The 12826-nt window shown below is 42.6% G+C and carries 12 protein-coding genes; 8 read left to right on the top strand and 4 right to left on the bottom strand.

Going from position 1 to position 12826, the window contains the following annotated elements; genetic code table 11:
* The first annotated feature begins 2 nt into the window (after positions 1-2).
* The 4 genes from ABLA76_RS07685 to ABLA76_RS07670 are packed head-to-tail and all read left to right on the top strand — an operon-like array spanning position 3 to position 3623.
* Positions 3-1169, top strand: a complete 1167-nt coding sequence (locus ABLA76_RS07685; protein ID WP_348987484.1) for a beta-ketoacyl-[acyl-carrier-protein] synthase family protein — start codon at positions 3-5, stop codon at positions 1167-1169.
* Positions 1169-1648: a hotdog family protein gene (locus ABLA76_RS07680; protein WP_348987483.1), complete on the top strand. Its 480-nt coding sequence runs from the start codon at positions 1169-1171 to the stop codon at positions 1646-1648. The genes ABLA76_RS07685 and ABLA76_RS07680 overlap by 1 nt, the downstream gene beginning before the upstream one ends.
* Positions 1645-2376 carry a 3-ketoacyl-ACP reductase FabG2 gene (locus ABLA76_RS07675; RefSeq protein WP_047766659.1) on the top strand — a complete coding sequence of 244 codons (732 nt, stop codon included), beginning with the start codon at positions 1645-1647 and terminating at the stop codon, positions 2374-2376. The genes ABLA76_RS07680 and ABLA76_RS07675 overlap by 4 nt, the downstream gene beginning before the upstream one ends.
* Positions 2373-3623, top strand: coding sequence for a beta-ketoacyl-ACP synthase (locus ABLA76_RS07670; RefSeq protein ID WP_348987482.1), 1251 nt, complete (start codon positions 2373-2375; stop codon positions 3621-3623). Before ABLA76_RS07675 ends, ABLA76_RS07670 begins: the two co-directional genes overlap by 4 nt.
* 190 nt (positions 3624-3813) lie before the next feature.
* On the opposite strand, the gene ABLA76_RS07665 is transcribed toward ABLA76_RS07670, so the two are convergent.
* Entirely contained in the window at positions 3814-4272 is a 459-nt protein-coding gene (locus tag ABLA76_RS07665; protein WP_348987481.1) for a VapA/VapB family virulence-associated protein, read from the bottom strand.
* A gap of 325 nt (positions 4273-4597) precedes the next feature.
* Entirely contained in the window at positions 4598-4864 is a 267-nt protein-coding gene (locus tag ABLA76_RS07660) for a hypothetical protein (protein WP_348987480.1), read from the bottom strand.
* Between the two features lie 199 nt (positions 4865-5063).
* Here ABLA76_RS07660 and ABLA76_RS07655 point away from each other — a divergent pair, with 199 nt between their 5' ends.
* The 3 genes from ABLA76_RS07655 (at position 5064) to ABLA76_RS07645 (ending at position 8058) form a co-directional block, all read left to right on the top strand.
* Positions 5064-6233, top strand: coding sequence for an MFS transporter (locus tag ABLA76_RS07655; RefSeq protein WP_348987479.1), 1170 nt, complete (start codon positions 5064-5066; stop codon positions 6231-6233).
* Positions 6234-6291: 58 nt separating this feature from the next.
* A complete protein-coding gene (locus ABLA76_RS07650; protein WP_348987478.1) occupies positions 6292-6726 on the top strand; it encodes a GNAT family N-acetyltransferase in 435 nt (144 codons plus the stop codon).
* Positions 6727-7119: 393 nt separating this feature from the next.
* Positions 7120-8058 carry a VirK/YbjX family protein gene (locus ABLA76_RS07645; RefSeq protein ID WP_348987477.1) on the top strand — a complete coding sequence of 313 codons (939 nt, stop codon included), beginning with the start codon at positions 7120-7122 and terminating at the stop codon, positions 8056-8058.
* Between the two features lie 26 nt (positions 8059-8084).
* On the opposite strand, the gene ABLA76_RS07640 is transcribed toward ABLA76_RS07645, so the two are convergent.
* Positions 8085-8681, bottom strand: a complete 597-nt coding sequence (locus ABLA76_RS07640) for a GNAT family protein (RefSeq protein ID WP_047771216.1) — start codon at positions 8679-8681, stop codon at positions 8085-8087.
* A 329-nt stretch (positions 8682-9010) separates the two neighbouring features.
* Here ABLA76_RS07640 and ABLA76_RS07635 point away from each other — a divergent pair, with 329 nt between their 5' ends.
* Positions 9011-11032, top strand: coding sequence for an NADPH-dependent 2,4-dienoyl-CoA reductase (locus ABLA76_RS07635; protein WP_348987476.1), 2022 nt, complete (start codon positions 9011-9013; stop codon positions 11030-11032).
* Between the two features lie 70 nt (positions 11033-11102).
* Here ABLA76_RS07635 and sstT read toward each other — a convergent pair whose 3' ends face one another.
* On the bottom strand, positions 11103-12347 hold the full coding sequence (gene sstT, locus ABLA76_RS07630; protein WP_348987475.1) for a serine/threonine transporter SstT: 1245 nt from the start codon (positions 12345-12347) through the stop codon (positions 11103-11105).
* Positions 12348-12826: the final 479 nt, after the last annotated feature.

The raw sequence follows: 12826 nt of genomic DNA, 5'->3' as shown, positions 1-12826 counted from the left end.
ACATGATTTATATTTCCGCCGTAGGTATGCTCAATGCCTTAGGCAATAATGTGGATGAGATTGCACAGAATCTCGTGCTTAATCAGGCGCCGGGAATGTATGAGCGTTCAGGCTGGTTACAACCCGACAAAACCTGCTGCTTGGGCGGCGTTGACGCTGAATTACCCGTCATTCCTGACAGCCTGTTTCAGCACAACAGCCGCAATAATCGCTTGTTACTGGCTGCCTTGATGCAAATAAAACCACAAGTGGACGAAGCCATCGCCCACTATGGTCGGGAACGCATCGCGGTGATTATGGGAACCAGCACATCCGGTCTCGACGAAGGTGATCAGCATGTCAGTCGCACAATGCATCAGCAACCCAATGAGCATTACCATTATTACCAACAAGAATTGGGCGATCCTTCCCGCTTTCTTGCCAGCTACCTGAACATTAATGGGCCTGCATTTACTCTCTCCACAGCCTGTTCATCCAGTTCACGCGCGATTATCAGCGGTCAACGCCTGATTGAAATGGGGCTGGCGGATGTCGCCATTGTTGGTGGTGCGGACACATTGAGCCGTATGCCAATCAATGGCTTCAATAGCCTGGAATCCATTTCTCCCACCTTGTGTGCCCCCTTTTGTGAGGATCGCCGGGGCATTACTATTGGAGAGGCCTCTGCATTGCTGCTGCTAACGCGAGAACCCCAACCGATAGCCTTACTCGGCGTAGGAGAATCAAGTGATGCATGGCATATGTCAGCCCCTCATCCTGAAGGAAAAGGGGCCATTGAAGCTATCAATATGGCACTGAGAAATGCCGGACTCTCTCCAGCCGAAGTCGGTTACATTAACCTGCACGGAACAGGCACGAAATTGAATGATCAGATGGAGTCGATTGTCATCAATCACATTTTTGGTGAAAACACGCCATGCAGCTCCACCAAGTATTTAACCGGTCATACTCTTGGTGCCGCAGGTGCCTGTGAAGCGGGGCTTTGCTGGTTACTGCTCACACGTCACTTACCACTGCCTGCACAGGATTTTTCACGCTCAGGCAGAGATACCTCTCTGCCTGCTTGTGGTTTGCTAACCCAATCACAAGCACTGAAAAAACCGATTGTCATGTCAAATTCTTTTGCTTTTGGTGGCAACAATACCAGCCTGATTTTGGGAGCTGCATAATGCCTGATTATTTACCAGTGGATCGTTATCTCCCACATGAATCCCCCATGGTGTTACTGGAAAACGTGCTCAACGTATCCAGCAATTATGTCCATTGTCAGGTCACAGTCAGCCAAGAGGGTGTTTTATCCCCTTTCCTCAATGAGGAAGGCCATCTGCCGGGTTGGTTTGCCATTGAAATCATGGCCCAAACCATTGGGGTCTGGTCTGGCTGGCATCGCAAGGAAAGAAAAGAGGAAGATTCCGCCCTGGGCATGTTACTGGGCGGACGTGCAGTACGATGCCAAGTACCCGCTTTCACACCAAACAGTGTTTTGGATATTCAGATGAATTTAATACTGCAAGATGAAAAAATTGGCAGTTTTGAAGGTGAAATCAGTTGCAATGGCACCGTACTGGTGACAGGCCGTCTGAACACCTATCAACCTAACAAAACAGAACTCATACAACTCACAAATAAACAGGATGGAGTAGCATAATGCGTTCAGTTTTAGTGACCGGTGCCAGCAAAGGGATAGGCCGATCAATTGCCTGCCGACTGGCGGCAGAGGGTTTTACTGTCATCGTACATTATCACCGCGATGCTAAAGGTGCGGAAGAGACACTGGAACACATTCAGGCAAACGGAGGCAGTGGCCGTATTCTGCCTTTTGATGTTTCGGATCGAATGACCTGCCGTGAAAAACTGGAAAAGGACATCGAAACTCACGGCGCTTACTATGGCATCATCTGCAATGCAGGGATCGCCAAAGATGGTGCTTTCCCAACACTGGAAGGCAATGACTGGGATAGTGTCATTCATACCAATTTAGATGGCTTCTACAATGTTATCCATCCTTGCGTCATGCCGATGATCGGCTTACGGCAAGGAGGACGCATCATCACCTTATCGTCGGTCTCTGGTTTGATGGGCAATCGCGGACAAGTCAATTACAGCGCAGCTAAAGCCGGGATTATCGGCGCAACAAAAGCGCTGGCAATCGAATTGGCGAAAAGAAAAATCACCGTGAACTGTATTGCACCTGGCCTGATTGGGACAGACATGATTCAAATGGAAGAAATGGCTTTGAAAGAAGCGATGAATATGATCCCAATGAAACGCATGGGACAAGTGGAAGAAGTGGCTGGTCTTGCTAGCTACTTGATGTCTGATATTGCGGGATATGTAACCCGTCAAGTCATCTCAATCAACGGGGGGATGCTATGAACCGCAATGCTATATTCCAGCCCCGCAGGGTCGTGATTACGGGAATGGGCGGCATTACCGCATTGGGGCACAATTGGCAATCTGTTTCCGCAGAATTGAAAGCTGGCATTAATGCCGTTCAACAGATGCCTGCGTGGGCAGAATATGATGGGCTTAATACCCATCTTGGGGCACCGGTTACGGATTTTATTTTACCCGAACATTATACCCGCAAACGCATTCGTTCTATGGGGCGTGTTTCCCTGATGTCAACGCGCGCCACAGAACTGGCTTTAGAGAGGGCAGGTTTACTCAATGATCCAATACTGACCCATGGAGAAACAGGTATTGCCTATGGTTCTTCTACGGGCAGTACCAAGCCCGTTAGCGAATTTGCCACCATGCTGACTGAAAAGCATACCAATAACATCACAGGCACAACCTATGTGCAAATGATGCCTCATACGACAGCCGTCAACACGGGTTTGTTCTTTGGCTTACGTGGCCGAGTGATCCCAACCTCAAGTGCCTGTACATCTGGCAGTCAGGCGATTGGGTACGCGTGGGAAGCTATCCGCCACGGCTATCAAACCGTGATGGTCGCAGGTGGGGCTGAAGAGTTGTGTCCATCCGAAGCGGCAGTATTTGATACGCTGTTCGCCACCAGCCAGAAAAATGAAGCACCGAAAACCACACCGTCTCCCTTTGATGTTAACCGTGATGGACTGGTGATTGGTGAAGGTGCAGGCACCTTGATCCTTGAAGACTTGGAGCACGCCAAAGCACGTGGTGCCAAGATTTACGGTGAAATCATCGGATTTGCCACTAACTGTGATGCTTCTCATATCACCCAACCAAAATCCGAAACCATGCAGATATGCATTGAAATGGCACTGAAATCAGCGGGATTACAGCCAGCTGATATCGGTTACATCAGCGCCCACGGTACTGCAACCGATCGGGGAGATGTGGCAGAGAGCCAAGCGACTACCCATATTTTTGGCAATCAAACACCTATTTCTTCACTGAAAAGTTATTTCGGTCATACGCTAGGGGCTTGTGGTGCCCTTGAAGCATGGTTAAGCCTGGAAATGATGAACGAAGGCTGGTTTGCCCCAACAATCAATCTCAATGAGATTGATCCCGCCTGTGGGGAGTTGGATTACATTATGCATCAACCGCGTAAAATCCAAACCGAGTTTATCCAAAGCAATAACTTTGCCTTTGGTGGAATCAATACCTCGATTGTGATCCGTCGTTGGAATTAATGATGATGGTCAGATTTACCGAGAAAACGCGGCGGAAAATATCGCGCTATTGAGACCTTAAATAGACCGAGACAGGAAGATAGGCTTCATTACGACGTGGTTTTGATTTATGCTTTGGCAATCATTATCAATTCACAAATGAAGCCTTTTTTATATTAAAATAAAGTGTTATCACTTAAAACCCTGTATATTATTCCCAATAACCACCACCTGTTAATGAGGAAGATATTGTTCCTAATCCAGTGCCATTAAATTGTGCATATTTTTCTAAATATGAATTTACAAAACCTACGGAAATAGTGAGAGGTGTTACAAGTGCGGCAAAGATTTTCGCTTGCTGATAAATTATATTAATATCATCCACACTGAAAAAAAACTCACCAGAAAATTCTCCTTTTCCTGGAAATCCCAATCCTCCTCCTTTTCCGTGAAAAGTTTTCGCCCCATCAACTTCCAGGGTAAATGTATAATAAAAAAAGTAACTAGTTAAGTACAAAGTAGCCTTATATATATGTTTCTTAAGTTCCGATGGCTTTATGATCGGATCACCTGTCGTTTTGCCCTTTAACATATCGGTTGTGTCTTCAGACAAAGATTCGATAATTTTTAATCCCTTTTCAACAAACAAAGAAGATTCTGATTTGTTCATAATATCCCCCGGGTTTATAAATCGAGAAAGATTAATTGAAAACTTAAAATTATTTTCTGATTATACGTCAAACAGAATAGTAATTAAGTCAGTTTTAATATAGCAACAAACATTGTTTTTTCTTTTCATTACGAAATTTTACACCCCCCCCAGATAACAGTTTATTAATAAATTAGAATGTTTTATTAATTTGTTTTGCCTAAGACTTACTTTAGAAAACAACAGCCTCATAAGCACTCAATATTCTTCACGAAAAGAATGTAATTATATTTTTCCCATAAAAAAAGCATAGTACAGAACCAGATATTTTCAACAAGAAATTAATTTAGTGAAATAAACCTATTTCAAAAACATTAATCGCAAGTGGATGGAATATTTTCACATCCAACAGAATCTCAATAAAATCAGCAAGTTTATAGTACTTATGATTGTTTTTGCTAATGACAGATTTATCTCCACATTCAGGAGAAATAATTTTTAATACTCGCATATTGCTTATTTTAAAGAGATTTTTATTTTGATGATTTTGACTTCTTGCGTACTTTACCCTCGCATTTACATAACCCTTTTCTCCATAAATCTTTTCATTCATAAGTATCAGTTTTTCTCGTTGTATCTCTTTGTGATAAAGGGCTATAGTCCGCATCACTCAAGGTTATAGAGTGACTTTCCTACTGCTTAAATCATCAAGATATATTCCAGTCCCTGGCCTATATCGTGACCACCATTCGGCAAAAACTTGATGAGAAGCAGCACATTTCTGGCTGATTTTTTATGTGGAGACGACAGTAGTGAAACTGCTGCGCAAGAATGACAGTGCATTTGTACCTGTCGCCGGCTTGACTGTTTTTGCCATTGCTTCTGGTTACCTAATGAGCTTAATTCCTCTGTCGATGGCAAGTTTCAGCATTGATACGGTTTATGCGAGTTGGTTAGCTAGTGCTTATTATGTCGGTTTATTAATCGGTTCAATGATGATTGAACCTGTTATCGCCAGAATAGGTCACCGTCTTTCATTTATTATTTTTTTGTTGCTTTTGTCAGCGACTGTCATTACATTGCCTTTTTTTCCAAATAAAGAAATTTGGTTATTTGTACGGTGTATTGCCGGCGTTGCCGTAGCCGGTGTCTTTGTCGTGATCGAATCTTGGCTGTTGATCTGCGACAACGCCAAAGAACGCGCCAGACGCCTGAGCTTTTATATGACTTCTCTTTATGGTGGGACAACTTTAGGGCAATTATTGATTGGACCTATTGGCACTCAAGGGACGATCCCCTTTATGGTGATTTCGACACTGCTGTTTGTCGCAATTTTGCCCCCATTATTCGTGCGTCATGGTCAACCTCCTGCGCTCCACCACCAAAGTATGTCGCTGAGAAAAATGACTGAATTCAGTAAACCAGCAATCGTTGGCTGCATGACATCAGGTATTATTATGGGCACCATCTATGGTTTGATGCCTTTATCACTCAGTCAAAGTCATTTCAGCACCGATCAAGTTGGTGCATTGATGGCAGCCACTATTCTGGGCGGAATGATCATACAACCGATTATCAGCAAGCTGTCCGTCATCATGAGCAAAACTGTTCTATTGGTAATGATTTCATTACTGGGGGTATTCGCCGTAGGAATGGCCTATCTCTTCGAACATTACATTGTCATGATAGTGTCACTGGCTTTGTTGGGAATGTCGTCTTTTGCACTGTACCCCATTGCGATCACGCTTGCCTGTGACAAGCTGGATGCGTCCTATATTGTAGTGGCAAGCCAGGTCATGTTGTTAAGTTACAGTATTGGTTCTGTCGTTGGGCCACTGGTAGCAGGGCATTTTATGCTACATCACTACTTTAAGGTTCAGTACCATGGGCTGATGAGTTTCTTTTTCATCGTGTTATTGGCTACCGCGATTTATATGCTGCTGGCGAGTTTGTACCGCAAAGACCGTGTACTGGCACGCTAGATAGCCTAAAAAACATTCAGACTGAAACCACAAACAACAGAAAAATTGAGGGGATAAAATGCAAATACAACAAGCCAGCAAAGCTGATTTTTCAGTATTGATTCAGATTTGGGAAGCCTCTGTACTTGCTACTCATGATTTTTTGCCTAAGTCAATGATTGAAGTTTTACGCCCACAGATCCTTAACGATTATTTGCCCAATCTCACTGTTTATAAAGCGGTAGATGAACAAGATAATATCGTAGGGTTTATTAGTACCGATCAACATCGAGTAGAAATGTTGTTTATTGCGCCACAAGCACGGAGAACAGGGATCGGTAAGATGTTACTGCAATTTGCTATTAATGAATTACAGATCAAAGAATTAGATGTAAACGAGCAAAATACACAAGGCGTCGGCTTCTACCAATATATGGGATTTCAGATATTTTCTCGTTCAGAGCTTGATGGTCAAGGGAATCCATTTCCTCTATTACACATGAAACTGGCTTGAAAACGGGAGAATGTTAAAAATGAATAATACATAAATAAGATAAATATATAAAATAAAAATATCATTTAAGGAATAATTTGTTAAATAAAAATAGGCATTATTTTAAAAAAATAATAATAGCGTAATATTCTTTACTAGAAAAAATAAATAAATTTAAAGTAAAGGCATATTTTGTAAACATATGAGTAGAATTTGATAAATCAATGATATAATGAAGTCTCTCTATTCCCATCACCTTTCAAGTTACAGCTTTGCTGGCTACGTCCACATCCCTTAGTCACGTAGTTATAAACACAGAGTTCGCTCTGCTCGGGGATTTACCCTTTTGCCACTGTGCTGCAACTTGAAATCGAGTGAGTATAAATATTTTTTACTTTTGTTGAGCTTGAATTAATGAGTTATTTACAACAACCTACGTCTTCAGGAATGAAGCTATTTGCTGATCTTGTCGGAAAACGTATTATCCCAGGGGAATTCTGGTATTCTTCCGCTACCCGTACTAAATTTGCACTACGCAGCCTTCTGACCCCCATTTCAACATTAAAATTGTTGAATGGTATTACCAAAACGCCTCATTATCTGGATATTTTGAAAAAACAACCCAGTTGGCCTTGCAAATTACATCGCCCTTACTTAAGCATTAATTTTAAACGTAACCAGATTGTCGGCGCTCTGAATGAGCATTATCAAATATTATTCAAACAGTTAGAATCTACTATTATTAATCGGATTTTTTCAGTTCATGCTTATTTACTGACAACCATCCAAGGGAAAAATGAAACATTTCTGATATATATTGACGCACTGGACAACCTGAATAAAGAAGGTGAACTCTCTTTCTATATTACTACCGCAGAGAACGTCATTCTGGCCAAGTGTGCTTTCACTTTATTAACGATTGATGGCAAACAGACACTATTTATTGGTGCACTACAAGGGCCAACTAAAGGGGATAATTCTCTGGAGATTATCCGCCATGCAACTAAAGAGTGTTATGGGTTATTCCCCAAACGCCTGTTGACTGAGGCTATTTGCCGTTTTGCCGATCATATGAATTGTGAACAGATCCTGGCAGCCAGTAACGAGACTCATATCTACCGTAGCATTCGTTATTGGCATAAAAAGAAAAATAAGATGGTAGCCGATTACAATTCTTTCTGGGAATCGCTAAATGGTGTCAGAAATGAAAATAATGATTTCCATTTACCATCATGCATAGAAAGAAAATCTTTGGATGAGATCCCCAGTAAAAAACGCGCCGAATATCGCCGTCGCTATCAATTACTGGATGATCTGGAAAATGATATCATGGCATCCCTGAAAGCCGCCTGACCTCCTGCCAGAAAGAAATAGTTCACTCAACGTGGCTTCGTCATTAACCATGTAAGATGCGTTTTAATGGCGGGCCATTCATTGAACAGAATGCTATAAACGCAAGTATCCCTTATCGAACCCTCTTTGGCCCGCATGTGATGACGTAAAATACCATCCAGCTTTGCCCCCAATCGTTCTATCGCCTTGCGGCTTTGGTGATTTAAAAAATGGGTACGAAGTTCCACCGCGACACATTCCAGTTCCTCAAATGCATACTGTAACAATAAAAATTTTGCTTCCGTATTAATTGCAGTGCGTTGGACAGAATGCGCATACCATGTAGAACCAATTTCCAGTCTGGGAATATTCGCATCAATATTCATATAAGTTGTCATACCAACTGCCATCCCCGTGGCATTATTGATGACAGCAAAAGGCAACATATTGCCCTTGGCATGCAGGGTTAAACGACGTTCAATTTCCGCCTGGACATTGACAGGTTCAGGCACACTGGCATACCACAGCTTATGTAACTGCCCATCCTCAATAGCACGAACAAATTCATCATGTCTATCATGTGACAAAGGCATTAAAGTTACACTTTTTCCGGTTAACGTAACCCAATCTGTTATTTTTCCCATAATTACATTCCCCTACACTTATTTCTATCACACTTAACTTTCTATCAAGGCTTAATTATTCATCATTCCGTAAGAATATATTCACAGTATGCACAGTTAAAAACATGCGGCAACCATAAATAAGAGGAATTTCTCGCCTCAATAGATTTTCATTAAGGAGCGATTGAAGCTCTATTTCATGATATTTGTCACAATCAATTAACAAAGTGGTTCCAATAATGCCGGAACTGTCTAAATTTAATTATCATCTCATCCGACCACTTAGCTGTTTAGCTTCATACGGAAAACAATAATATTCTTGAGCTACCAAATATTTGATGGAGAATGCAATGAGCAATTACCCTCACCTGCTTGCACCGCTGGATTTGGGCTTTACCACACTAAAAAACCGTGTATTGATGGGTTCAATGCACACGGGGCTTGAAGAACATCCCGACGGTGCCCAACGTTTGGCCCAATTTTATGCAGAACGGGCAGCGGGAGGCGTCGCACTGATTGTGACCGGCGGTATCGCACCAAACCCACAGGGCGTTGTTGCGGCAGGAGCAAGCATCCTGAATAGTGAAGCTCACCTGCCCCACCACAAGCTTATTACAGAGGCGGTACATCAGGCTGGGGGAAAGATTGCTTTACAAATCCTGCATGCCGGACGCTACAGCTATCAGAAAAATTCCGTTGCGCCTTCGGCCATTCAAGCTCCGATTAACCCCTTTATGCCGAGAGAAATGTCTGAGGATGACATCCGGCAGACAATCAAGGATTTTGCCCACTGTGCCCAGCTGGCACAACAAGCTGGCTATGATGGCGTGGAAATCATGGGTTCAGAAGGTTATCTCATCAATCAGTTTCTGGTCACACGCACCAATCATCGACAGGATAAATGGGGGGGAACTTTCGAAAACCGCATACGCTTTGCGCTGGAAATTGTCAAAGCAGTCCGCGCTATCACGGGGGAGCGTTTTATCATCATCTACCGCCTTTCTATGCTGGATTTAGTGGAAGATGGCTCCAATTGGCAAGAGATCGAACAACTGGCACGGGAGATTGAAAAAGCAGGGGCATCCATTATCAATACCGGTATCGGCTGGCATGAAGCCAATATCCCAACGATTGCAACGATGGTGCCCAGAGCCGGATTTAGCTGGGTTACGCAAAAATTGATGGGAAAAGTCAGCATCCCTTTGATTACAACCAACCGCATCAACACCCCCCGGGTTGCCGAACAAATTCTCAGTGAAGGCTGTGCCGATATGGTTTCTATGGCACGCCCGTTTCTCGCTGATGCCGAGTTTGTATTGAAAACCGAACAGGAGCGTGCTGATGAAATCAATACCTGCATAGGCTGCAACCAAGCCTGTCTGGACAGAGTTTTTGTCGGCAAGCTGACGTCTTGTCTGGTCAATCCACGCGCCTGCCATGAAACCGAATTTATTGCCGCGCCTGCCATAGCCCCCAAAATCATTGCGGTTATTGGTGCCGGACCGGCGGGATTATCCTTTGCGGTCACAGCAGCCAGCCGAGGACACCATGTCACGCTGTTTGAACGAGAAAACCACATTGGTGGACAGTTTAATATCGCTAAACAGATCCCCGGCAAAGAAGAATTCCATGAAACTTTACGCTATTTTGAACGCCAATTAGCCTTGAACGGCGTCGAAGTATGCCTCAACCATACGGCAACTACCGACCAACTTTTATCGTTTGATGAAATTGTCATAGCGACAGGGATCATGCCACGCATCCCCAATATTGATGGTATTGAACATGAAAAGGTACTGACTTACCTTGATGTTTTAAAACATAAGCAGCCCGTCGGAATGCGTGTCGCTATTATTGGTGCTGGAGGTATTGGTTTTGATACTGCTGAGTATCTGAGTCAAAACGGACAAAGTTCCAGTTTGAGTAGCCATGCTTTTAGCCATGAGTGGGGAATTGATCGAACAATTATGCATAGGGGAGGATTACGACCAGAAGGTGCGCAGGTCGAGCATTCCCCGCGTAAAATTTATCTGCTGCAACGCAAAGATTCCAGGGTCGGGGATGGCTTAGGAAAAACCACAGGTTGGGTGCATAAAACCAGCCTGTTAATGCGGGGCGTAACCATGTTAAACAGTGTCCAGTACTTGAAGATTGATGATCAGGGATTGCATATCCGTCGTGGCGATGAACAACAATGTCTGGAAGTGGATAATGTAATTATTTGCGCAGGACAGGAGCCATTGAAAACACTCTATCAACCGTTACAGGCAATGGGAAAAAGTGTACATATCATTGGTGGAGCAGATATCGCGGCCGAATTGGACGCACGTAGGGCAATCGATCAAGGCACCCGATTGGCACTTAAAGTGTAATAAATGGAGCCACTAAAGGCAAAGGCGGTGATAATTTGTACTCAACCAATTATCACCGTTCTTATTCTGATTAACGCTGCGCCAGCCGATCAGCCGAGATACGAGACTCTTCGGCCTGACACGCGGCGGCAGTAAACAGCACATCGGTGGAAGAGTTCAACGCAGTTTCAGCAGAATCTTGCACTACACCTATAATCATACCTATTGCAACAACCTGCATGGCTATTTCATTGGAAATTCCAAACATACTGCATCCCAACGGAATCAACAATAAAGAACCCCCAACAACCCCCGAAGCACCACATGCAGCAACAGCAGAGACTATACTCAACAAAATGGCTGTCGGTATATCAACATTAATTCCCAATGTATTCACAGCGGCTAATGTCAATATGGTTATAGTCACTGCTGCTCCCCCCATATTAATGATCGCCCCCAAAGGAATAGAAATAGAATAGGTATCTTCATTTAAATTCATGCGACGACACATTGCCATATTAACTGGAATATTTGCCGCAGAACTGCGAGTGAAGAACGCAGTTATTCCACTTTCACGCAAGCAAACGAAAACTAACGGGTAAGGATTACGGCGAATTTTCCAAAAAACAATTAATGGATTAATTACTAAAGCAATGAAAACCATACACCCTAACAATACAGACAATAATTGCACATAATCTAATAAAACATTAAACCCTGTTGTTGCAATCGTTGAAGATACCAATCCAAAAATACCAATCGGTGCAAAACGAATAATCACACGCAAAACTTGCATTACGGCTTCGGCTAGATCATGAACTATAAATTTAGTTGATTCTTTTCCATGACGTAAAGCAACACCTATTCCTGTTGACCAGGCCAATATACTAATATAGTTGGCATTTATAAGAGCATCAATAGGATTCGCTACTATATTAAGTAATATCCCTTTCAAAACTTCAATAATGTTTTCTGGTGGTAATACCTGAATATCATTCGTCACTAACGTCAACGTCGATGGAAACAGCAGACTACCAATTACAGCTACAATCGCTGCCAGAAAGGTTCCTAACAAATATAGGAACAGTATGGGACCAATGTTAGTTTTTTGACCTGCTTTATAATTTGCAATCGAGGACATAACCAATACCCATACTAAAAAAGGTGCTGCCGCTTTTAATGCTCCTACAAAAAGTGTTCCTAACAATTCGGATGATTTAGCCACAGAAGGAGCCAACCATGCCAGTAATATACCTGCCATTAAACCGATAGATATTTGTGTAACGAGGCTTCCCTGCATAATATATTTTACAAACCCTTTTTGTTTTTTTTCCATAGCCTTTCCAATTGATATTTATACTTAATGAATCTGCCTGTTTTAATTTATATTTACTTTTTCAAGACAAGAAAATTTGGAAAGCTATAATCAACCCAACAAACAAAAATATCAACATTTAGTAACAAATTGATCACATTTGTGTGATCAAAACAACAATTTTCACCCTTTCAAATACATTACACAATGAATCACTACAATACGATTTCTATACCAATCCAACTTCAAGATACGTGTTATATTTCCTCGCGCAGCGGGGAAATATAAGGCCTCGTATCGTCTTGCGTAGTTAAATTAACGCGATGCTCGACTTTCGTGGTGAGTTGAAATGACATAGCCGCTCCTTTATAACTTTAAGTCGCCAAACTGAGAGAAATAAAGGAACAAAGGCTATGTCACAGCAAGATTTTATCATTTGGGTGTTTTGTTGTGTAGATGACAATTTAACGCATTTACAACAAGGTATGCGATTCAGAAGT

It is taken from the genome of Xenorhabdus sp. SGI240 (genome assembly GCF_040081915.1).
GTDB classification, from domain to species: Bacteria; Pseudomonadota; Gammaproteobacteria; order Enterobacterales; family Enterobacteriaceae; genus Xenorhabdus; species Xenorhabdus bakwenae.
The sequence above is the reverse complement of the archived record's forward strand: the minus strand, read 5'-3'. Positions and strand labels throughout refer to the sequence as shown.